22 protein-coding genes are annotated in these 20891 nt (G+C 61.9%); 9 read left to right on the top strand and 13 right to left on the bottom strand.

Features of this window, described 5'->3' with window-relative positions; all coding sequences use genetic code 11:
- The first annotated feature begins 139 nt into the window (after nt 1-139).
- Nucleotides 140-373: a hypothetical protein gene (locus tag QWI75_RS04735; RefSeq protein WP_289267543.1), complete on the top strand. Its 234-nt coding sequence runs from the start codon at nt 140-142 to the stop codon at nt 371-373.
- A 68-nt stretch (nt 374-441) separates the two neighbouring features.
- Here QWI75_RS04735 and ppk1 read toward each other — a convergent pair whose 3' ends face one another.
- The 9 genes from ppk1 to QWI75_RS04690 form a co-directional block, all read right to left on the bottom strand.
- Nucleotides 442-2574, bottom strand: a complete 2133-nt coding sequence (gene ppk1 / locus QWI75_RS04730) for a polyphosphate kinase 1 (RefSeq protein ID WP_289267542.1) — start codon at nt 2572-2574, stop codon at nt 442-444.
- A gap of 444 nt (nt 2575-3018) precedes the next feature.
- A complete protein-coding gene (locus QWI75_RS04725; protein ID WP_289267541.1) occupies nt 3019-4119 on the bottom strand; it encodes a DUF2914 domain-containing protein in 1101 nt (366 codons plus the stop codon).
- Between the two features lie 348 nt (nt 4120-4467).
- Complete coding sequence (locus QWI75_RS04720; RefSeq protein WP_289267540.1) at nt 4468-5901, bottom strand: SGNH/GDSL hydrolase family protein; 1434 nt, start codon at nt 5899-5901, stop codon at nt 4468-4470.
- 126 nt (nt 5902-6027) lie between these two features.
- Nucleotides 6028-7089 carry a hypothetical protein gene (locus QWI75_RS04715; protein ID WP_289267539.1) on the bottom strand — a complete coding sequence of 354 codons (1062 nt, stop codon included), beginning with the start codon at nt 7087-7089 and terminating at the stop codon, nt 6028-6030.
- A gap of 45 nt (nt 7090-7134) precedes the next feature.
- Nucleotides 7135-7776, bottom strand: coding sequence for a hypothetical protein (locus QWI75_RS04710; protein ID WP_289267538.1), 642 nt, complete (start codon nt 7774-7776; stop codon nt 7135-7137).
- Nucleotides 7777-7920: 144 nt separating this feature from the next.
- Nucleotides 7921-8541 (bottom strand): hypothetical protein, encoded by a 621-nt coding sequence (locus QWI75_RS04705; protein ID WP_289267537.1) that lies wholly within the window; start codon nt 8539-8541, stop codon nt 7921-7923.
- A gap of 99 nt (nt 8542-8640) precedes the next feature.
- The gene (locus tag QWI75_RS04700; protein WP_289267536.1) at nt 8641-9015 is read right to left on the bottom strand and encodes a hypothetical protein; all 375 of its coding nucleotides are present in this window, start codon (nt 9013-9015) and stop codon (nt 8641-8643) included.
- A gap of 39 nt (nt 9016-9054) precedes the next feature.
- Nucleotides 9055-9408: a hypothetical protein gene (locus QWI75_RS04695; protein ID WP_289267535.1), complete on the bottom strand. Its 354-nt coding sequence runs from the start codon at nt 9406-9408 to the stop codon at nt 9055-9057.
- Nucleotides 9405-9674 (bottom strand): hypothetical protein, encoded by a 270-nt coding sequence (locus QWI75_RS04690; RefSeq protein WP_289267534.1) that lies wholly within the window; start codon nt 9672-9674, stop codon nt 9405-9407. Before QWI75_RS04690 ends, QWI75_RS04695 begins: the two co-directional genes overlap by 4 nt.
- Nucleotides 9675-9975: 301 nt before the next feature.
- Between QWI75_RS04690 and QWI75_RS04685 the strand changes: the two genes are divergently transcribed.
- From QWI75_RS04685 to QWI75_RS04650, 8 genes are all read left to right on the top strand, one after another.
- Nucleotides 9976-10866 (top strand): polyprenyl synthetase family protein, encoded by an 891-nt coding sequence (locus tag QWI75_RS04685; RefSeq protein WP_289267533.1) that lies wholly within the window; start codon nt 9976-9978, stop codon nt 10864-10866.
- 147 nt (nt 10867-11013) lie between these two features.
- On the top strand, nt 11014-12000 hold the full coding sequence (gene hpnA, locus QWI75_RS04680) for a hopanoid-associated sugar epimerase (protein WP_289267532.1): 987 nt from the start codon (nt 11014-11016) through the stop codon (nt 11998-12000).
- A 114-nt stretch (nt 12001-12114) separates the two neighbouring features.
- The gene (locus tag QWI75_RS04675) at nt 12115-12960 is read left to right on the top strand and encodes a carotenoid biosynthesis protein (protein ID WP_289267531.1); all 846 of its coding nucleotides are present in this window, start codon (nt 12115-12117) and stop codon (nt 12958-12960) included.
- A 100-nt stretch (nt 12961-13060) separates the two neighbouring features.
- Entirely contained in the window at nt 13061-13699 is a 639-nt protein-coding gene (locus QWI75_RS04670; RefSeq protein ID WP_289267530.1) for a c-type cytochrome, read from the top strand.
- A 20-nt stretch (nt 13700-13719) separates the two neighbouring features.
- A complete protein-coding gene (locus QWI75_RS04665; RefSeq protein WP_289267529.1) occupies nt 13720-14049 on the top strand; it encodes a hypothetical protein in 330 nt (109 codons plus the stop codon).
- 49 nt (nt 14050-14098) lie between these two features.
- On the top strand, nt 14099-14500 hold the full coding sequence (locus QWI75_RS04660) for a phage holin family protein (RefSeq protein WP_289267528.1): 402 nt from the start codon (nt 14099-14101) through the stop codon (nt 14498-14500).
- 83 nt (nt 14501-14583) lie between these two features.
- Entirely contained in the window at nt 14584-16398 is a 1815-nt protein-coding gene (locus QWI75_RS04655) for an ATP-binding protein (RefSeq protein WP_289267527.1), read from the top strand.
- Nucleotides 16399-16577: 179 nt separating this feature from the next.
- On the top strand, nt 16578-16943 hold the full coding sequence (locus QWI75_RS04650) for a hypothetical protein (protein WP_289267526.1): 366 nt from the start codon (nt 16578-16580) through the stop codon (nt 16941-16943).
- 154 nt (nt 16944-17097) lie between these two features.
- On the opposite strand, the gene QWI75_RS04645 is transcribed toward QWI75_RS04650, so the two are convergent.
- From QWI75_RS04645 to nikR, 4 genes are all read right to left on the bottom strand, one after another.
- Entirely contained in the window at nt 17098-17589 is a 492-nt protein-coding gene (locus QWI75_RS04645; RefSeq protein ID WP_289267525.1) for a hypothetical protein, read from the bottom strand.
- Between the two features lie 194 nt (nt 17590-17783).
- Nucleotides 17784-18359 (bottom strand): DNA-3-methyladenine glycosylase, encoded by a 576-nt coding sequence (locus tag QWI75_RS04640; RefSeq protein WP_289267524.1) that lies wholly within the window; start codon nt 18357-18359, stop codon nt 17784-17786.
- Between the two features lie 36 nt (nt 18360-18395).
- A complete protein-coding gene (locus QWI75_RS04635) occupies nt 18396-20441 on the bottom strand; it encodes a TonB-dependent receptor (protein ID WP_289267523.1) in 2046 nt (681 codons plus the stop codon).
- A complete protein-coding gene (nikR, locus tag QWI75_RS04630) occupies nt 20438-20854 on the bottom strand; it encodes a nickel-responsive transcriptional regulator NikR (RefSeq protein ID WP_289267522.1) in 417 nt (138 codons plus the stop codon). Before nikR ends, QWI75_RS04635 begins: the two co-directional genes overlap by 4 nt.
- Nucleotides 20855-20891 lie beyond the last annotated feature (37 nt).

The following is a 20891-nucleotide window of genomic DNA, read 5'->3' as shown; positions in this document are numbered from 1 at the left end:
TAGCGACGACCATCGACAAGAGGTCAGTCAGTTTGGCTGCGCTACAAGTGTGGAGTACGGCCACTCGCGAAGTTGCTTATGCGCGGCCTAGAAACGAAGCGGTGGCATGACGAATCCAAACGAAGGATCTGGCTGGTGCATGCCTTCTGCGGATAGAACCCTATTCCTCAACCAGTTTTGCCATGACATCACTCTGCTGCTTGATCACGCCTCAACAGCGACGCGCCGAGCGGACCATAAGGCGGCGGGCCAACATGCGAGACAGGCGGTCGCGTTGATCGAGCGGGCCGTGAGAAAGGACTACCTGCGCCAGGACGACGCGGCGCAGATCTTGGCGAAGATCCGGCGCGCCTGGCCGGAGTCGTCGATCTGACACTCAGCCCTTCAGAACGAAGCGCCCACGGCCGTGTCTGGACCGTACCTTGGCAGGGGCTCACCGTCTCACCGGTGAGCGGCAAGCAGCAACCCGTCTCTCGCCGTCTGGAGCAACGATTCCTGCGAATTGAACGGGGCTTCGCCCGGAGCCTGGCCCAACCGGACATAGGTCCCGTCCGGTCTTAATTCCCGCGCGTTCGCCGTATCCCGCCAATTGACCTCGAAAATCTGATGCAGGATATCCTCCCGCATGCGGCGGTCGCGAATCGGGAACAGGACCTCGACCCGCCGATCCAGGTTTCTGGGCATGAGGTCCGCGCTGCCGAGGAACAGTTCGTCCTCGCCCCCATGGCGGAAATAGAACAACCGCGAATGTTCCAGAAACCGGCCGACGATCGAACGGACCCTGATCGTCCCGCTGACCCCCGACAGGCCGGGCCGCAGGCAGCAGATGCCGCGCACCAGCAGGTCGATCGTCACCCCCGCTTGCGACGCCTCATAGAGTTTGCGAATGCAGGCCGGATCGACCAGCGCGTTCATCTTGAAGGCCAGATAGCCGTCGCCGTGCCGCTTGTGCCGCAGGATCTCCCGATCGATGCGGGCCAGAATCTCTCCGCGCAGGCCATAAGGGGCGACCAACAGCTTGTGATAGGCGGCCTTGCGGGAGTAGCCGGTCAGCGCGTTGAAGAGGTCCGTCGCATCCTCGCCCATCTCGTGATCGCAGGTGAGAAAGCTGAAATCGGTATAGATCCGGCTCGTCGCAGGGTTGTAGTTGCCGGTTCCCAGATGCAGGTACCGCCGGATGCGATCGGCATCCCGCCGGACGACCATGCAGAGCTTCGCATGCGTTTTCAGCCCGAGCACTCCGTACACCACATGCACCCCCTCGTCTTCAAGCCGCCTCGCCCACTCGATGTTGTTCTCTTCGTCGAAGCGCGCCTTTAATTCCAGCAGCACCGCCACCTGCTTTCCGTTCTGTCTGGCCTCCACCAGGGCCTCGACGATCGGCGAATTGACGCCGACCCGGTAGAGGGTTTGCTTGATCGCCAGCACCCGCGGATCGGCCGCCGCCTGTCGCACGAACTCCACAATCGGCAGGAAACTCTGGTAGGGGTGATACAGCAGCAGATCGCGCCGCCGGATGATCTGAAACACGTCCCGTTTTCCAAAGAAGTCCGCCGAGGCCGGTTGAAACGGCGGGAACTTCAAATCCGGGCGGTCGACCTTGGTCAGTTCCATGAGCTGAGCCAGGCCGAGCCGGAACTCGTAGGTCTGGACCTGATAAGGAGCCAACTGCAGGTTGCGGACCAACAGGTCTCGAATCGAATCCGGGGTCTGCCCGGCGATCTCCAGCCGCACGACCGAGCCGAAATGGCGCAGATCCACCTGTTCCTCGATTGTCGCCAGCAGGTCAGCCGCCTCATCTTCTTCCAGGTCCAAGTCTGCATCCCTGGTTACACGAAAGGGATACCAGGCCTGAATCGCCAGCCCGTGAAAGAGCAGATCCAGGTTGGCTGCGATGAGATCCTCCAGCCAGACGAACTGCGCCGCGCCCTGATCGACCGCCGCCTCCTCCGCGACCGGAACGGGGACCAAGCGAGGGAACAGGTCCGGCACCTTGATCCTGGCGAAGCAGGTGCCCTTTTCGGGATCGCGCGCCACCACAGCCAAATTGAGGCTCAGGTTGGAGATATGGGGAAAGGGATGGGCAGGATCGAAGGCCAGCGGGGTGAGCGTCGGAAAGATTTCCTTGGTGAAATACTCGCGCAGCGCCAGCCGCTGGTGCTGGGATAGCTCGTTGAACTCGAGGAGCTGGATGCCGGCTTGGCTGAGGGCCGGCCGGAGGTCTCTCTCCCAGGTCTGGACCACGCGGCCCAGTTGATGCTGCAATACCCGGCCGATGGCCGCCAGTTGATCGGCCGGGGTCATCCCGTCGGGAGGGGTGTCGAGCACGCCCCCCGAGAGCTGCTCCCGCAGGCCCGATACCCGGATCATGAAAAATTCGTCGAGGTTGTTGAAATAGATCGCGAGAAACTTCGCTCGTTCCAGCAGCGGATGCTCGACCCGTTCCGCTTCTTCCAGCACGCGACTGTTGAATTCGAGCCAGCTCAGCTCCCGGTTGAGATACAAAGCCGGGGCGGCAAGATCGACGGACGGCTTACCGGTCGCTGAAAGGATTGGAGAGGTGTCCTCGGACATCGCGCAATCCTGTTCCTCCCCCGCATTATTCCTGAACGCTTCTGCTGCAATCGCGCATTCGCCGCTGCGACAGAGCCAACATGAGAAGTCGAAGGCAAAATGCCTCTCCGCCGCGATGTGATCGAACGCGGCGGCTCAAGCGAAGCTTGGTATGGCGGTCGTGCTCGCCGCTTAGTCCCTCGACGTACTGTTTCAAGTACGCCTTGGTCCTTCGCGGCTGTGCTTGGGGGTACCCATTGCGCTTTTCCATGCAATGGGTCCAACGCTTGGCGACTGCCGGGTACCCGTTGCTCTTCGCGATGCAACAGGTGTAACGCGGCGAACCGTCATGAATAATGCGGGCTACCGGCCTGCACGGCAAGGGGGAAGCCCCCCTTGTTGTGGCAGACCGATCAGTGGTTCGTCAAGAATGCAGACCGCGCGAAGCGCCCATCGAGGGTCGATTCAATAGGTGATCGTGGTCAACCGCGAGAGATCCGTCGGCCGGGCCTCGACGCGAATGGTCACCCGCCCCAGCACGCGCCCGTCCTCCGTTTCCACGTCTACGCGCCACTCTCCCGCATCCAACCCTTGCTTGAAACTGTAGGCCCGGTAGCCCCCTTCCCGTCCTCCGGATATCCTGATCGGAATGCGATCGGCATGGACAGAGGGCCTTCCGCGGCCGGCGCGATAATACCAATGATGGTAGACGGTCGTGTCCAAGTTCACCGGCGCAAAGACGGCCGTGAAGCAGTAGACCGGCTCGCCGGCGGGGAAGTCCGTGTCCGAGCGCTTCAGGAGCTCAAACCATCCCTTCTCAAAGGTCAATTCGAACCGGTCGCCCGCTCTCCGCACCTCGTGGTAGATGCCCCCGAATTTCATCGCCAGCGGGACCGGCGGGATCCAATTGAGGAAATAGAATCCGATGAGCAGCGCGATCACGGCGCCCGCGGGGGCGAGGGTGTTGACGGTGTGTTGCCTCGTCCAGGCGGGATTGTCCTCGGCGATCAACTGGACCACGCGAAAGACCGTCGCGGCGCTTAGCCCGGCTCCCGCCAGAAAGACCGCCCGGTTCATCCATCCCGTCACCACCGGAAGGAAGAAGGTGAAAAAGCTGAAGCAGACCAGCGCATAGAGTGTGACCAGCAGGCTCAGGTTGGTCAGCCGGTCTTTCAGGAATTCGTTCGCGACGAGGAGCCCGACCAACAGGAACAGGAAGATCGCGCTCGAGGTGAGCGACGCGCTCCGGAAATAGAAGATTGCGTAGGCGCTGAAGAGGCCGCCGAAGAGAAACTGCGTGGCCATCGGATAATAGGGCTGTGCGCGGCCGAGCCAGCGGATCCATCCCGGCTGTGATTCCCAGAACTCCTGTTCTCCGGTCCGGAATTCCTCCCGCCCGGTCAGGATGATCAGGACGCCGAGGAGGACCAGATAGAGGAGCAGGAGAAGATTGTCCTGGAGGCGGTCGATGCGGGTGAGGGTGAGCGTGTCATAGCCCACCCCGGCGAAGAAGAACAGCGGCGGGAGAAGAGGATTGGAAAACGTGGCACGGAGTCGGGCGACCATACTTGGCTGTATGGTACGGATAACCGGGATGAAGTCCAGCCGGTTCTGGAAATACGCTCCCGGGCCGGCGCCTGTCCCCTAAGCCGGCAGGGACTCCATGACATCGCCGATCTGGAGCGATTCGGCGTGCAGCAACCGCATAGCACAGGGAGGCCAACGGATAGAATCTGCGACCCCATTGCGGAGCATACGAGGCAGGCACGCAGCCATGACGCCGGCGGCGATCAGGTTCTTGTAGTGAGATTGGCGCTGGCCGTCATTGCGAAGATGGCGCCTCGATGGTGCGAGGCGCGCGCCCCGCAGATACGTGTCTGTTCACATCAGCACGGCTCCGTATCAATGGACAGGTCATTGCCTCGAAGACTTCAGGGCGCTCAGCGGCTGTACCTTCTGAAAAAGGCAGTCGTTGATCACCTGATTGCCCCGAGGTGAATAATGCCCTCCGATCTCTGCCGGATTGAACAGCTCGGATACATGGGCCTCTTCGACACACTTGCGCAGGTCATGATGGGGAAGACCGGCCTCTCTCAGAATCTTGAGCCCGATCGGCTCCCACCAGGGAACAGGGACCTCTTCCTCAGTCGGAAGATAGACAATCACTGGAACCGCACCATCCTTGGTCACCACTTTCACGAACTCCTCAAAGATCTTCCGATTAATCCGGGCCGATTCGCGGTCAGTAACCTGGGGCCTTTCCGGTTCATGGAGGGGGTAGAGCGAGATCAGGAGCCTGAAGAGATAGGAGTGATAGAAGTATCTCCAATTGGGGCGGTCCCACTCTGTTTCCCTGTAACTCACGTCATATTCGATGAACGGAAGGTCTCGAATTGAGGACTTGGCCAGCATTTGGCGAAGGTTTGGCAGCGGCCGATTCAGCACCTCCAACTCTCCGTTCTGGAGGACAAACCGAGGCTTCGCGAACGGCATCCCCCCGTCCGGAAACGTGAGGAAACTGTAGATAGCCATCGTACGGGTCACGTCATGATTAATAAAGGCAAGGATGACCAGATCAGGATGCCAGGCATGGACATCCTTCAAGTATCGAAGGTACATTTGATCCACGCCGTACCCTCCAACTCCGAAGTTCAAGACTTGACAGCTGGAACCTAGCCTCCGTTGCATCAGGTAGGCCCACGTGTCTTCATACCGGACAATCTCGCCGAAAGTGTAGGAGTCTCCCACCAGGGCGATACGACAGTTGGCCCCCCCCTGAAACGACTCGCCAACCCGAGCACTTCGAAGCCCCTCCATACTGCTAAAATACAACCCATCCTCACTGCGACGATTCGGGCCCACGGTAAAGCCCAGTATCTCATCGAACACCTCAAAGGTCGGTTGAGTTTTGGCCTTCTGCAGTAAGGCAGAGTAGGTTTCTTTGAATCGCGCCCACTGTTTTGGATAGAGCAGTTTTCCGCCGAGATTCTCTCCAAGATTATTCGGCACGGCTAGGATTCGGAGGCTGACCTCCGAGACCAGAAGAACCGTGACGACCACTACGACATTCATCGCGATCGCGAGGATCCATTTCCTCGATCCTGCTCGGGCTGCGTGCCGACATTGTCGAATCACCAGGATGATCAACGCTCCGATCACGAACGCCAGCATCAGGCTGACGAGACCGGGACGGGACACGAGGAATAGGAACAGGCTTGACTTGCCTTCTGCACGGTACAAACTCATCACCAAGATCACCACGAACACTTCTATGAGATATAGTCCCGCCGTGATGACCCATTCCCCCGACCATCTTCCAATACTGGCCTTGTTTTCTCGTGATCCCATTGGTTCTCTCGTGATCTCTTTGGATCGCCGTTTCAGGGTTGAGCCGACTGGAGTAAGCCCGTTGCATCCCAAAAATACGGTAACGGGGTGCCCTGACAAAGCGGAAAACATTTTTGAGGCATCCTGTCACGGAAAGGGCGGGAGCGGCGCATAGGTCACCGGCAGGCCGATCAACCGCTCGATCCAGGCCGGCATCTGCGATTCGGGGAGCGGCGCCCGGTTGAGCCGAACTTCGACCTGATAAGTCCCGCGGCAGCCGACCAATCCCACGATCGCCGAGGCATCGTCCCCGGCGGGCAACAGCTCCTGCGTCTGAAACTCGCACAGCGTCGCATAGAGGCGCCCGTCCGGCTGGATGGCTTCCAGAATCTCCGGGACTTCATCCAACGGGCAATGGACGGAACAGCGGTAACAGGCCCGGGCGCCCGGCGCCACATCCGCAAACTCCGCGAGGGCCTCTTCGGAAAAGCCCGTGAGGTAGTTTCGGACCGTGACCAGTTCGCTGCCGCAGGTGGCGGCCAGCTTGCTGGCCGGCACGAGGAACTCAAAGGGGTCGGAGGAATTGTATTCGAATTGGCAGGGACCGAACGCGTCCGGCCAGGAGCAAAAGAACGGCACGGTCGCGTCGATCGGTTGCAACGCGACCATGTCCTTGTCCCGCACCGCGTCGATCGGAAGATCGAGGATCTGGATCGCCGCCTGGAAGGCGCGCTGCCGTTCGTCCAGCCACAGCGCCCGCTCGTGATCAGCGCGGCTTTCGCCCGGCGTGATCACCTCGGTGGTCTTCAGCCGGACCCTGATGAAGGAATGGGCGTGGCGGAAACCCAACCAGAGCATCCCCCGCTGGTCGTGGCGGGTCAGCACCTCGGCCGTCCGCCAGGGATGGCTGATGGAACAATAGGTCCCGACAGCCTGGTGCCGCTGATACACCGTGTGGTAGCCCCCGGCAAGGAGGAAAAAATCCCCCTGCCAGTGGTCCCGGACATGCACGAGCGTGACATCCTCGGTCGCCCAAGGATCGAGCTTATCGAAATCGTCGGGCCCCTCGACGGTCCACTCTTCGATATAGCCGATGATGTCCTTGGCCGGCACCGCCGGCTTCAAACCCAGCTTCGCCAGCCGATCGCCGAGGTGAAGGATGTCCTCGAACACCAGTCCGGCCGCCGATTCCCATCGTCGCTCGCGCATGGTTCCCTTGCCTTCCGCGGGCGCCGCGACGCACGGCCTCGCGCGCTACTCCCGGAGACGCCACGCGCGGTTCTCGATGCGCGTGTCCATCATCAGTTTGTGATAGCTGTCTTTCAGCACGGAGTTCACGAGATCCTGCAATTTGGTCTGGGTGAAGAACCACACGGTATCCGAGGCGGCCCCGTCGAGCGTAATGCTCGCCACGCTGCCGTCCACATTGTTCTGCGCCCGCACGACGATGCTGCTCTTGACCTCCATCTTGGTCGAGAGGAAGCGGCTCTTGGCCGTCGCCCACAACTCCCGGATGGTCCCGCTGACAAGAATGTCGGTCTTCCCCTCCGCCGGGGTCAGCCCCGCCGTTTGGAATCCAACCTGCCAGCCCTTATAGCGCAGATAGTCGGCCAAGGTCCGCGCCACCGCTTCGCTGGTCTTGCCCCCCGGCACGTTGAAATACGTGGCGCCTCCGGTCAGATGCGTGCGGATGCCCAGGCGCGTTTGATCCGGACGCTGATCCTGCAACGGCTCCACGACGATCTTGACCGTTTCATCCGGCGCCACTTCCTGCGCCATCGGCTTGACGGTCAAGTCCAAATTGATCACTTCCCCCTTGCCGGCGCATCCGCCCAAGCAGAAGATGCTCACGACCAAGACCCACAGCCCCGCACGGCGTCCCGCCTCTCCAGTCATACCATCCTCCATACCACCCTTCGGTTGAACCGCTAGCCTCCTGACACGATTGCCGTGAAAGATTTCGCGCGATCGAAGAACGGCGCGTAGTCTAGCGGAGTTCGCGGAGCGAGACAAATCGGTACGGCACACGCCCCTACCGGGTCATTCGCGGACGAGCGGCAGGAGGCGCCGGAACGCCTCGCGGCCCGTTTCCGCCACGCGGCCTTCCCGGATCGCTGGATCGTCCAACGGGACGAATCGGGCGATCTTGATCGCGGGGCGCCGCTCCAACACCGCCGCGGCCTGAGCCCTGCTCGCGGACAGAAGCGGCATCGTATAGCCCTCGCCGCGCTTCCATTCCCAGAGCGTCGGCGCGAGCGACAGTTCGAGATCCCGCCCGGCCAATTCCTGATACCGGTCGATGAGGCGCTTCTTGAACGAGGGCAGCATCTGCCCGCCGAGCAGCCAGGCGAACGCGACATGGTGTCCCCACCACACCAGCGTCCGAAACGTGAAGGTCTCGTCGCCGGCAAAGTGCTTGGGGTAGTCGAGATACTGATAGGGGCAGGTTTCCAGGTGCTCTCCCTTCACGAACTGGGACTTGGCCGGATCGAACCCGGGAGGCGAGAGCAGTCGAGCCGACGCAAGCTCGTCCCGAAGCAGCGCATGGAGCTGCTCCAGCGTCGCGCGGATCTTCCGGCTGATCCGTTCCTTGGCCGTGAAAAACGCCCGATCCGCCAACAGCCCGACTTCGGCTTGGTCGAAGCCGAGGGGTTCCTGCATCGGTTCACCATTTTGCGACAGGGCCCGGCAGGCCCCCGAGGCCGCGCCCGGGCGATCCGGCCTCCATCCCGCGCCTTCATCCGGCCGGCGTCCTGCCGCTTACCGTTGATGCGTTTCGAAGGTGTGGACCCGTAACTCGTAGACGCGGCGGCATTCACTGCACCGCAGGCCCACCAGATCTTCCATCACGTCCAACAGGCGGACCGACAGTGACGGCGCATGTTGCGCCGCACAGTCCGCAAGCAGCGCCGCCGCCGGCCTGCCGCTCCCTTCCGCCGGCGGCTCACCCGACTCCGTGGGCACGGCGGACATCCGCGCCAGGACCGACCGCAGGCTGACACGATGCGTGAGGTGGCAGGAGGTGCAGCCGAACAACAGGCGCTCGCCGCCCTCGAACCGTTTGACGTTGAGGCAGAGCGGATGCACGGCGAAACATTGCTGAATGAACGCCCCGCTCTGATAGATGGGTGCCATGGCGAGTCGATCGGCACAGGCACGGCACAGACTGCCGAGCTAGAATCGGACGGCGACCAGCAACAACAGCAGGCCGACCCCGACGACATAGGGGATCACGCAGGAGTACAGCACCGCCTTGCGCGCCTGGACTTCGGACCCGGGAACGTCGCGGGACCGCTGCTCCCGATACACGAATTCATACGCCAGGATGATCAACGTGATCGTCAACACAAACACGCGGCTTGTTCGGGGCCACGTGTAATAGCCGCTCAAGACAAAATCGGCGGTAAACAGGCCGCTCCAGCAACAGATGAGGGGCGCCAGCGCCAGCCGCACGACCGTGGCAAACCGCTCCGGCCATGCAGACGATCCGCCCGGCGCGTCAGGCGACATCGGAAAGGAAAGGCTCACGCGGCCTGGTCGCCCGGCTTGGGCGTGGAAGAGGGTTCGGATGAGGCGCAACGTTTGCAGACGCGGGGCCGCCGCTTCAGGAACTTGAATCTCCCGCTGGCGAGACAACTGTAGTGGACGAATTCGTCGCAGACCGTGCAGCGGGACCAGCCGCCGCGGAACAGCGTTTGGTCGCGATACAGACCCTGCTGGCAAATTTTGCAGCGGCGCGGTTCGATGCTCAACAAGAGCGGTTCCCAGTCGCCGCCGGCCATGCGAATGCTCATGGGGCGCAGTATAGCCAACCACACTTTTGAATGACAAGTGCCGCGGGATCAACGAGCGAGAAATGAAGCATGATCGGACTCGCCGCCTGTTGATCTCGTTTGACAGGTGCGCCGCTCCCTGTTACCCTCGCGCGCGTTGCGGGCGAAAGGGGCACGGACGGCGGATTTCCCGAGAACCAACCGGTTGGTTCTCGGCAGACCGCCATGAAGAGACCGCTCTGAGCAATCAACCCCGGTTCGGAACCAGCCCACCGTAGACAGACGGCATCGGGCGGTCGCCATCCATCGATCAATTCGCTCAATGGACATCCGTCGCTATCTCGAACAGCAGCGAGACCTCGTCGATCGCTTTCTGGAGTCGGTCCACCCATCTGCACAGACGCAACCGATCACCTTGCATGAAAGCATGCGATACAGCCTGTTCGCCGGCGGAAAACGGATTCGTCCGATCCTGACTCTGGCCGCCGCCGAGTCGCTCGGCTATCGCGCGCCCGCCATCCTCCCGATTGCCGCGTCATTGGAGCTCATCCATACCTATTCCTTGATCCACGACGACCTGCCCTCCATGGACAACGATGATTTCCGGAGAGGCAAGCCGACCAACCATAAGGTGTTCGGCGAGGCCATGGCGATCCTCGCCGGCGACGCGCTCCTGACCTTGGCGTTTGAACTCTGTAGCGCGCCGGCTTACGGAGATGGGTTGGAGAGTTCCCGCCGGGTCCAATTGATCTACGAGCTGGCCGTCGGGTCCGGGCACCTCGGCATGGTCGGCGGACAGGTCCTGGATATCCAAGCCGAAAACCAGGACATCGACCTGCCGACCTTGCAAACCATTCACCGGCACAAGACCGGGATGTTGATCCGCGCCGCCGTGCGGATGGGCGCGATTGCCGCCGGCGCGTCGGCCGGCCAACTGGCCGACCTGACATCCTATGCCGAACAGATCGGGCTTGCGTTTCAGATCGCCGACGACGTGTTGGACGTGACCGGCACCAAGGAGGAACTCGGCAAAAGCCCGAACGCGGATGCACAGCGAGGAAAGAAAACGTACCCGACGTTCTATGGCGTGGACGGCGCGCGGAAGCTTGCGGACGAGTGCGTCGAGCGAGCCATCCACCATCTGACCTCGTTCGGCGAGACGGCCGACCCACTGCGGGACCTCGCCCGGTACATCGTCGCCCGCAAGAATTAGTGCTGAGTGCTCAGTGCTGGGTGCTGAGTTGAAAACGACGCTGCTGACCACCGCCCTTCTTTTTGTGGACCGCTACGGTCCGCCTGTCCGTTTCACGACTCCTAATTTTCCGACTCAGCCCTCAGCCCTCAGCACTCTGTACTTTCCATGACTACGCTGGTCACAGGCGCCACCGGCTTTGTCGGAGCGGCTGTCGTCCGAGCCCTGGCTGCCGCCAACCGGGACGTGCGCGTCCTCGCCCGGCCCGACAGCGATTTACGCAACCTCCAGGGGCTTCCGGTTTCGCGCGCGATCGGCGATCTGCGCGACCGTTCGTCGTTGCGCCAGGCCCTGACCGGCTGCCGGCAGGTCTACCATGTCGCCGCCCATTACGCCCTGTGGGCGAAAGAGCCGTCCGTGTTTTACGACATCAACGTGCAGGGGACCGTCAACCTCATGGAAGCGGCCCGCGAAGCCGGGATCGAGCGGATGGTCTATACGAGCACGATCGGCGCGATCGGCCTGCCGCCCGACAGCGGCGTTGGCACGGAAGAGACCCCGGTCTCCCTGTCGCAGATGGCCGGGGACTACAAGCGATCAAAATATCTTGCCGAACAGGAGGTGCTGAAATTCGCGCGGGCCGGGTTCCCCGTCGTGATCGTCAACCCCAGCGCGCCGGTCGGCGCGGGGGATGTGAAGCCCACGCCCACCGGACAGATGATCGTCGATTTCATGAAGGGCCGCATGTTCGCCTATATCGAAACCGGCATGAACCTGATCGACGTGGACGACGTGGCGGCCGGCCACCTGGCCGCGATGGAACGAGGCCGGATCGGCGAACGCTATATCCTGGGGAACAAGAACTTGACCCTGAAGGAGATCTTCGCAATCCTCAGCCGGCTCACCGGCGTGCCCATGCCGCGCGTGAAGCTCCCGCGTGGATTGATTCTTCCCTTGGCCCATCTGAATCGCTGGCTGGCCGATTACGTCATCCATCGGCCACCACGCATTCCGCTGGAGGGGGTGAAGATGGCCAGGTACACAATGCATTATGATTGTTCCAAGGCCGTGCGAGAACTCGGCCTCCCGCAGCCCCCGGTCGAGATCGCGCTGGAGAAGGCCGTGCGCTGGTTCCGCGACCATGGATATGCGTAAGCAGGAACGTCAGTCGTCAACCGCCAAGCGTCAGTCGTGTCAGGCACAGAAGGACCCGAAGGTTCTCTGCGATTGACGAATGACGATTGACGAAATAACGCTGGCATCGACATCGTGGACACGCTCATTCTCCTTGGCAAGACCGTCCTGCTCCGTCCTTACGTCTTTCTATTCCTGGCGGCGTTTCTGTTCACGGCCTCCCGCCTGCTCGGATGGCCGCGCACCTGGTTTTTCTTCGTCAACACCTGGCTCACTGCCCTGTTGTGCGAGCTGTCGTCCACGAGGACGGGCATCCCGTTCGGATGGTACTTTTACACCGGTTCGACCGTGGGCCGGGAGTTGTACCTGTGGGACGTGCCGTTCATGGACTCGCTCTCGTTTACGTTTTTGCTGTTCGCCAGCTATTGCCTGGCCCTCTGGTTTGTGCTGCCGGCTCGGTCACCGCAGGACGATGCCCGTTCGAAACGACTGCCCCTCCTCCCGGCTTTGACCTCCGATGCCACCGTCCGCCGCTCCTGGCCGGTGCTCGGGCTCGCCAGCCTCCTGTTCGCCTTGATCGACGTGGTCATCGACCCGGTGGCGCTGCGGGGAGACCGGTGGTTTCTCGGCAAGATTTATTTCTATCCGGAAGCCGGCGTCTATTTCGGGATTCCGCTCGCCAACTTTTTCGGCTGGGCTTTCGTGGGCATCATCGCGCTCGGCATCTATCGCGTGATCGACCGCCACTTGCCGGATGATCGCGAGGCGGCTCCATCGGCCTCGACGACGGTTGATGTCTTGTTGGGTTGCGGCTTGTACTATGGCGTGCTCTTGTTTAATCTGAGCGTGACGTTCTGGATCGGCGAAACGCTCTTGGGGTTGGTGGGGCTGTTGCTTTATATTCCCGTCACGACCTTGGCCCTGCTCCGCCTGTTCGGCCGGCTGGAGGTGCGCGTTCCTCACAAGCAAACGGCGACGTGACGGCGGACGCGCCGTGTTACGGCGAGCGGAGAGTGGCGATCCCCCTCAAGTCCCGTTATACTGAACAGGTTTGGTCGGTGCCGCGCGCGGAACATGCTCGATGCGTATGCCAGGTTTTATTCTGAATCCCCTCAAGACGCTCTGGTATCTCCTGTTGATCGTGTTGGCCGTGGGACTGGCCGGCGCGGGCTGGATGGCCTACGACCACTTCTCCAGCGGATTCAGCGCGAAGGGGCAGCCCAGCGCGATCGAAATCTGGGCGGCGCGCACCGCCCGCTACTGGGCCATCCCCAAGGAATGGCGGGAGGCGCAGAATCCCGTGCCGCTGTCGCCCGTCGCGCTGGGAGAGGGGCGGGCGCATTTCGCCGACCATTGCGCGAGCTGCCATGCCAACGACGGCAGCGGCCAGACGAAGATTGGGAAGAACGTCTACCCGCCCGCGCCGGACCTTCGCCTGCCGGACACGCAGGACCTGTCGGACGGCATCCTCTTCTACACCATCCATTACGGCGTGCGGTTCACGGCCATGCCTGGTTGGGGCGAAGGCGATCCCCGGAACGATCTGGACAGTTGGAAGCTCGTGCACTTCATCCGCCACCTGCCTCAGATCACCCCGGAGGAACTGGACGAGATGAAGCAGCTCAACCCCAAGAGCAAGCACCAAATCGAGGAAGAAGCGGAGTTTGAACAGTTCCTCCAGGGCCAGGAGCCGGCAAGCCAGCCGTCGCATAGTCATTAACACGACCGAAGGAGCATGCCGTGATCACACTTCGTCTGTTGGCATTGATGGCGTTTCTGCTCGCCGCCCATGTCCCGAACCTCGCCGCCCACGGCCCCGGCCAACATGTGCTGGGGACTGTCACCGGCATCACCGGCACGCAACTCGACGTCACCACGCAAAAGGGCGAGAAACTCTCGATCCTGTTGAACGAGAAGACCCAATTCCGACCGCGCGGAGCCAGCACCAGCGGGCCGCTTCCGAAAATCGGCGATCGGGTCGTGGTGGAAACCACAAAGGAAGGAGAACGCCTGGTCGCCACCGAGGTGCTGTTCTCCAACAAGCCGGCTCCCGCCAAGCCGGCCAAGTAGAACAGACGGCGCCGTGGGCCGTGCCACGGGTGATGATGCAGAGGACCCCATGACCGGATGGCTCACCCGAATTCTCGTGACGGGCATTGCGGTGTTTCTGGCGATCAGCATCGTGCCCGGCATCGAGGTCCAGTCCTGGTCCGCCGGCCTGGCGGCGGTCTTGGTTTTGACGATCCTGAACGCGCTCGTGCGGCCGATCCTCTACGTCATGTCGCTCCCGCTCATCCTGCTCACGTTCGGCCTGTTTATGGTCATCATCAACGCCGTGTTGCTGGAGCTGGTGGCCTACCTGGTAAAAGGCTTCATCGTGACCGGCCTCTGGCCCGCCATGCTCGGATCCCTCGTCATCAGCATCGTCACCACGATCCTGACCGCCATGACCTCGACCCAGATTTACAGCGCGCGCTTGGACGACCGGCACGAGCGACGTCCACCGCGCATCATCAATTGAATTCCCTCGCCCGCGCTGCTAGAATCACCCACTTTGCGCCCCCGCACATAACCGATGACGACCTCCATCTCGACGAATCGCTGATGACGACCTCCGCCGTCGAAAACGCCCTGACGACGAAACAGACCCAGTTGCAGAGGGTGCTCACCACTGCGCTGAATGACCTCACCCTCGATGCGGCCCTGGCCGCCATCTTCCACCGGGAAGGCGGTCCCCTGACCGCGCACGGCTCGAAAGGGTTGACGCCACGGGAGGTGCATACGATTCTTCGCACCCTGTCGAGCAGCCTGCGGACGCTTGTGACCACTCCCTCCCAAGAGCAGGAGGGCGGAACCGGCGCGCGACTGAAATTGATCACCCCCTCTTCGCGCAACCTGCTGGTGGTCCCGCTCCGGTACCGCCAACGCACCTACGGCGCGCTGGTGTTGGGGCGGCGGGATCAGGCGCCGCTCCAGCGCAAAGAACGAGCCATGATCGAGAGCGCCTGCGAGGCCATTACGAAGGCCCTCGAAAAGGAGCAGCTCTTTGACGGCTCCGTGATCCTGAGCCGCCCGCTGGTCTCGCCGGAGCCGATTTCGGCCCAGCGGGACACGCTTGACACCCTGAGCAGTACCCCCTCGTACGCCACGCCCGAAGTTCAGGACCAGGCCCTGGCGATTTTGTCCGAATGCGCCCAGATCCTTCCCTACGACCGGGCCTGGGTCGCCCATTACGATCCACTGGCCGGTTCCGTGGAAGTCATCACCGTGGCCGGCGAGCAGAAGAGCGACGGAAAGCGGGACCTCAAGGCGGGGTTGCGCCTGGCCCTTGAGGCCTCGGCGTCGGGATGGGCGGTCCGACACCGCAAACCGCGGGTGGACCATGATTTGGCCTCGACCCAAGGCCGGTTCGCCGATCACAAGCATCTCTATAAGGACCGGTTCCTCTCTTCATTCGTCCTGCCGTTCTTCGTGCGCGGCCAGGTGGGCGGGACCCTGACGCTCGCTTCCAAGGAGGCCTCTCGGTACAGTCCCGCCGACGCTTCGGCGATCGAGCCGATCATTCTGAAATTGGTCGACCTGTTCCAGAAGCCCCTGACGCCGGCCGCGCCGCCCGCGGCCGCCGCCGATTCCGGCTCTTCGGAACCGGCCCGCGTCCAGCCGGTGGAATCGTTGGAGCCGGCGATCCGCAAGCAGGAGCGCCAGGCTGCCATCGGGGAGTTCAGCGCCTTTCTGGCCACCGAGCTGCGCGAGCCGCTCGCCTCCATCCGCGCCCAGCTCGAAGAGGTCACGGGCGAAGGCATTCTCGACTTCGATCCGCAAACGCGCGTCGAAAAGGCCATGCGCGACCTGATTCGGATCGAAGCACTGCTGAACGAGATCCTCGACTTCGCGAAGCCGCTGGAACTCAACCGCCGGCTCTGCCGCGTCCCGGAGATCATCGAAAACGCGCTGGCCGTCGTCTCGACCGAGCTGGAGGTGACCCGCATTCAGGTCACCAAGGATTACGCCGCCCATCTGGCGCCGGTCCGCTGCGACGAGGCGAAGATGCAGCAGGTGTTGCTCAGCATTTTCAAGAACTCGATCGAAGCCATGTCGCCGGGCGGCCAGCTCCATATCGGGCTGAGCCAGCACCGGGCCGGCCGCCATCACGAAGTGCAGATCGTGATCAAGAACGATGGGGCCCCGATTCCGCCGGAACACCTGAGCAAGGTTTTCGAGCCCTTCTTCAGCACCAAACGGAGCGGTACCGGCCTGGGGCTCGCCAGCGTCAAAAAGATCGTGGAGGAGCACGGCGGACACATCAGCCTGGCCAGCGGCGAAGGACAGGGCACGACCACGACGATCCGGCTGCCGGCCATGGTGCGGAGACCCCCCTTCCGCCACCGAGGCCGAGGCCGCCGGAGCCCGCGACATTAGCCGTTCCTTCGCATCGATGGGATCACCGTCCTGCTGTCCGCGGGTGGCTATCCACAGCCTGTCTTTTCCACTCTTGACAGGCCTTCTTCAGCCCGTTATGATGCCGCCGCTTTCTCGCGACTTTTTATGAACCCGACCAGGTTTCTTCACTCTTTCATTCTTTCAAAGGAGTTGAGGCCATGAAAATCCTACTCGGTGTCGGTGCCATGGTTTCAGGCGTGCTGTTTGCTCTCTCCACCGCAATGGCGAACCCCGCGTTGCTGCCCAAGCATCCCGGCTACCCGATGAAGAACGACGGGAGCCCGGTGACCGGCCAACCGACGGCCAATGATCCGGGACAGAAAGATGGTCATGGCGATGCCGCCATTCTCCAATCGTCTGAATCCATCAAGCATGCCGAGCAGAAGCTGATGGATCTGAACAACAACCGGATCGTGAAGAAGGAAGGCGCCGGCCGCCTGCCGCAGGTGCAGGGACCACAGATCAAGGTGGAGCCGCCTGTGACCTCCGCCACCAAGGCCGACGCGAGCTTGGGCGCGAAGTAATCCTCGCAGACCATAGCAAGCACAAAGGGGACCGGTCGCAAGGCCGGTCCCCTTTTCATTTGCGCCGACCTGCCGACAATCGTCCAAAATCTTCCCGGCCAAATCAGATCCACTAACCGGACCCTCGCGAACTCAGCCTGTCCTCACAGGTGCCTCACCCTCCGGGGATGAGCGCGTCCTCCGCCCAGAAATCGCAGCCTGCTCCGCAGTCCGTGGTCGCGTCAGAGGCCCCGTCCGTGCTGTGATTCGGCACCCCCATCGGCCGTTCGGTCCCAATCCCCAATTCAAGCAGGGCGGCCGGGGTGATCTCCTCGGCGGGCCTCACGCCAAGGGCGAAATTGTAAATCTCGTCGGCGGCGACATCGTTAATGCCATGGGCCCGATCGGCCAACATCTTCAGAAAACGGTCCGTCTCCTTTTTCACCGCCTGCCGGTCCTGACGGGCCAACCCTTCTTGAATGACGGTCAGTTTCTCGAAGTATGGGTCGAAGTTCGACGAGGGGTAGGTCGCCTTCTCGAAACTCACCATGCCCCAGATCTCATCGACCCATGTCCTGTCCGCCGCCGTTGCCGTTCCCAAGGTCGCCCACAGGAGCGCGCTCAGAACGAGCAGCAGCACTCCCACTTGTCGTTGAATGTCCCTCATGGCCGCCTCCTTTCGCTTGTTCACCCATACTCGACTCCTTGTGTCATATCGGAGAAGCACGAGGGAACACCATCACTCAGCGGGTAGATTTGTCCTCCACCGCATGGGTGATGGAACAATGGTAGCCATTGTCTTTGGGAACAAGACGAGAATGCCCGAGCTACGTTGAGAGAAGATCTGATCGGCAGGAGGGTCTATCCAGCGCCGGCTCTTGCCATTTGCCGTGGAATCACTCCATCGCCGTCAAGCCGGAACCGCCAGGGCTTGTTCGCCCAGGTTCCGGCATAGTCCACGCCGATCCGGGGATAGGTCTTGATGGAGGTTCGCCGCACCGGCTGGGCCCGATCTTCAAACCACAGGGCCTCGCCTTTCGTCAGGTCCCACCGGTTGAGCGACCGATCGATTGAAAACGAGCGCGTCAGCCGGCCTGGCCCGTCGATCAGTCGCCCTTCCACCTCCACCGCCCGCAGCAGGACCGCAGCCGGAACATCCACAGCCTCCGTCACGACGTTCAGGCAGTGATACATTCCATAAATGAGATAGACATACGCCACGCCGGCCTGGCCGAACATCACATCCGTCCGCGCCGTTCGCCCCTTCGAGGCGTGACAGGCCAAGTCCTTCGGACCGATATAGGCTTCCACCTCCACGATCCGTCCGGCCAGCAGCTCCGGACCCCGTTGCCGGACGAGATACTTGCCGATCAGGTCCCGAGCGACCCGCAAGGTCGGCCGGTCGAAAAACCTCTGTCCTAAAATGGCGCCCTGCATCGCCCCCTCGATCCCTGACCGACTGCCAACGGCGGGTTAAAAGTACCATGCGAGGCCGCCCATCACAAATCGGGGATTCCCCGGCACGAAGTGGATATCGTTGACCCCAGCGGCCTCGTTCCGGAGCCGGGACTCGAAGAAGAACGTCGCCTGCTCCCATTTCGTATTAAGCAGATTTTGGATGAACAAGAAGGCCTCCAGGCGGCCGTGGGACAGCTTGATCGGCAACTGATAGCGTTCGGACAGATCAAAGTCGATCCAGGACGGCGCCTTGACGCTCCGATCTTCAATGAGCGGCCGCTCGCCCAAGTAGGTGGCCTGCAATTGCGACGTGAGCCCCTCCGGCCATTTCAACAGCAAGGCCCCGTAGGCCGTAAACTCCGGAGCCAGAGGAATCGCATCGCCGTTGCGGAACTCGGCCTTCGTCCACGTAAAGCTGCCGTTAAAATACAGCGGTCCGTAGACCTGTCCGCGCGCCGCCACTTCCACTCCGCGCCGGCGGGTGGCGCCGCGTACTTCTGTGGTCCCCTCATCTCCCACGAATACCAGTTCCTGTTTGAGGTCCAAAGCCCACAGGGTGGCAATCAGCTCCACGCCCTCAGACCCCCAGGGTTTGGAACGGATGCCGGCTTCGTAGGTGCGCGCCCTGGCGATGGGCGCGGATCCCGGCACAATGGCCGATCGTGCGTCGTTGCTGTGAAAGCCATCTCCGTAGTTCAGGAAGAACTCGGTTGCGGCCCAGGGTCCCAAGATCACATTGGCCTTGGGCAAGAGTACGCCGGACGTGGTTCGGCCGGCCGGCTGTTCGGCACAATCAAGACAGCGATTTCGCACGTCGAACGTAAAGATCTCGCTGCGCAGTCCTCCCGCCAATCGCATCCATGAGAGCGGCTGTACCTCCGCCTTGATATAGGGGGCATAGGAGGCCTCTTGAATCTCACTGTCGAGGGTCGTGCCGAGGATGGTCCGCTTGACTTGCGGCCCCAATCGAGCATGGATGTCGTCCACTCGCGCTTGGACGCCCAGCGTGACGGCTCCTGGCGCTCCCAGCGCCGAAACCACCTGGCGGTAACCGACATGGCCGCCGTACACCAGCCGTGTATCGGACTGTTGGAACCCGTCCCCATTTGCGGGATCGTTCAGAAAGAAGGTGAAATTCGTATAGAGATCGAACTTGTAATACTGTCCGTAGGCATCGGCGAAGAACCGTCCGCCGGAGGTCGTATCGTAATGGTAGTTGAGCCGTCCGGTGGAGCGGAGGGTCCTGCCGCCTTCCGACGGATCGATGGATCCAAATCGATCCAACGACCCGTCCGTCACCGCGCGCAACGGGATCTCGCCCGAGCCGTTCCATTGCGCCTTATGGAAGGTGCCGGTCAGGCTCAATTCGGAACGCGTGGTCGGGTTGAACGTCGCCTTTCCGAGCAGATTGCCTCGAAAGTACCGGTTGTCGTTGATGAACGGCCCATTTGTGTAATACCCCTCGGCCGCAAACAACGTCTTCACCTTGTCGACCGTCGGCGACAGCATGAGCAGATACCGTTGCGTGTCGAACTGTCCGCCCGCGGCCTGGATGACCCCCTCCTTGACCGCCTCCCTCGTCCTGAAATTCACGGCGCCCGCCGTCGCAAAGTCCCCGAATTCGGTGTGATAACCGCCTTTATACACATCCAACCCTTCGATGGTTTCGGGAATGATGAAGTTCAGATCGGTATAGCCCTGGCCATGGGCGTGCGAGCGGAAATTGATCGGCATCCCATCCGCAAAGAAGGCCACGTCGGTCCCATGGTCGGCATCGAACCCGCGGAGGAAATATTGATCCGCCTTGCCGGCGCCGCCGGAATGTTCCACCGCAATAAAGCCGGGAATCAGGCGCAGGACCTGGGCCGGACGCCCTTGAGGCTGGAGCAGGTATTCCTTGTCGGGGATGAACTGCTGGGAGGAGGCTGCGACCGGACGATCGGCCTCCACCACGACTTCCGACACTTCGAGTTCCGGACTATCCGGGTCATGGCCCCAGGCCCTGCCCGTGACAATCGCGAGGACCAATCCCACCAGCAGCAACAGGCATCTCGCGTTCATCGCAACCTGGTCCCGGTCGTGGTCCGCACCAATTGACCGTGCTTGACTCCCTTGGTGCCGATGAGGACGTCGGCCACATGTCTGATCTCGCGGCCCTTGCCCCGTAGGACCAACACTTCCAGGCAGTGGTCGCGGTCAAGATGGACGTGCAGGCTGGACACGATCAGATGCTGCGAGTCATGTTGCACGCTCGTGAGTTTATCGGTGAGGTCACGGACGTGGTGATCGTAGACGATGGTCACGGTGGCGACGGCCTCGCGCCCGTCGCTCCATTCCTCCTCGACCAGATTGGCGCGGATCAGGTCGCGCAGCGCCTCCGACCGTGTCGCATAGCCCTTCCGGTCGATCAATCGGTCGAATTCAGCCAGCAACGTACGGTCCAGGGATACGCCGAAGCGGGAAAGTTGCGTCATGGCATGCCTCTTTGTGCGTGTTACGATCGTACGATTC

Origin of the sequence: Nitrospira tepida, assembly GCF_947241125.1 — a bacterium.
Taxonomy (GTDB): Bacteria; Nitrospirota; Nitrospiria; order Nitrospirales; family Nitrospiraceae; genus Nitrospira_G; species Nitrospira_G tepida.
Note: the sequence above shows the minus strand (reverse complement) of the source record. Positions and strands in the feature narration are given on the sequence as shown.

Excerpts from the sequence above, each read along its gene's own strand:
- QWI75_RS04735 (WP_289267543.1), top strand. The coding sequence starts at position 140 with ATGCCTTCTGCGGATAGAACCCTATTCCTCAACCAGTTTTGCCATGAC.
- ppk1 (WP_289267542.1), bottom strand. The coding sequence starts at position 2,574 with ATGTCCGAGGACACCTCTCCAATCCTTTCAGCGACCGGTAAGCCGTCC.
- QWI75_RS04725 (WP_289267541.1), bottom strand. The coding sequence starts at position 4,119 with ATGGTCGCCCGACTCCGTGCCACGTTTTCCAATCCTCTTCTCCCGCCG.
- QWI75_RS04720 (WP_289267540.1), bottom strand. The coding sequence starts at position 5,901 with ATGGGATCACGAGAAAACAAGGCCAGTATTGGAAGATGGTCGGGGGAA.
- QWI75_RS04715 (WP_289267539.1), bottom strand. The coding sequence starts at position 7,089 with ATGCGCGAGCGACGATGGGAATCGGCGGCCGGACTGGTGTTCGAGGAC.
- QWI75_RS04710 (WP_289267538.1), bottom strand. The coding sequence starts at position 7,776 with ATGACTGGAGAGGCGGGACGCCGTGCGGGGCTGTGGGTCTTGGTCGTG.
- QWI75_RS04705 (WP_289267537.1), bottom strand. The coding sequence starts at position 8,541 with ATGCAGGAACCCCTCGGCTTCGACCAAGCCGAAGTCGGGCTGTTGGCG.
- QWI75_RS04700 (WP_289267536.1), bottom strand. The coding sequence starts at position 9,015 with ATGGCACCCATCTATCAGAGCGGGGCGTTCATTCAGCAATGTTTCGCC.
- QWI75_RS04690 (WP_289267534.1), bottom strand. The coding sequence starts at position 9,674 with ATGAGCATTCGCATGGCCGGCGGCGACTGGGAACCGCTCTTGTTGAGC.
- QWI75_RS04685 (WP_289267533.1), top strand. The coding sequence starts at position 9,976 with ATGGACATCCGTCGCTATCTCGAACAGCAGCGAGACCTCGTCGATCGC.
- hpnA (WP_289267532.1), top strand. The coding sequence starts at position 11,014 with ATGACTACGCTGGTCACAGGCGCCACCGGCTTTGTCGGAGCGGCTGTC.
- QWI75_RS04670 (WP_289267530.1), top strand. The coding sequence starts at position 13,061 with ATGCGTATGCCAGGTTTTATTCTGAATCCCCTCAAGACGCTCTGGTAT.
- QWI75_RS04660 (WP_289267528.1), top strand. The coding sequence starts at position 14,099 with ATGACCGGATGGCTCACCCGAATTCTCGTGACGGGCATTGCGGTGTTT.
- QWI75_RS04655 (WP_289267527.1), top strand. The coding sequence starts at position 14,584 with ATGACGACCTCCGCCGTCGAAAACGCCCTGACGACGAAACAGACCCAG.
- QWI75_RS04650 (WP_289267526.1), top strand. The coding sequence starts at position 16,578 with ATGAAAATCCTACTCGGTGTCGGTGCCATGGTTTCAGGCGTGCTGTTT.
- QWI75_RS04645 (WP_289267525.1), bottom strand. The coding sequence starts at position 17,589 with ATGAGGGACATTCAACGACAAGTGGGAGTGCTGCTGCTCGTTCTGAGC.
- QWI75_RS04640 (WP_289267524.1), bottom strand. The coding sequence starts at position 18,359 with ATGCAGGGCGCCATTTTAGGACAGAGGTTTTTCGACCGGCCGACCTTG.
- QWI75_RS04635 (WP_289267523.1), bottom strand. The coding sequence starts at position 20,441 with ATGAACGCGAGATGCCTGTTGCTGCTGGTGGGATTGGTCCTCGCGATT.
- nikR (WP_289267522.1), bottom strand. The coding sequence starts at position 20,854 with ATGACGCAACTTTCCCGCTTCGGCGTATCCCTGGACCGTACGTTGCTG.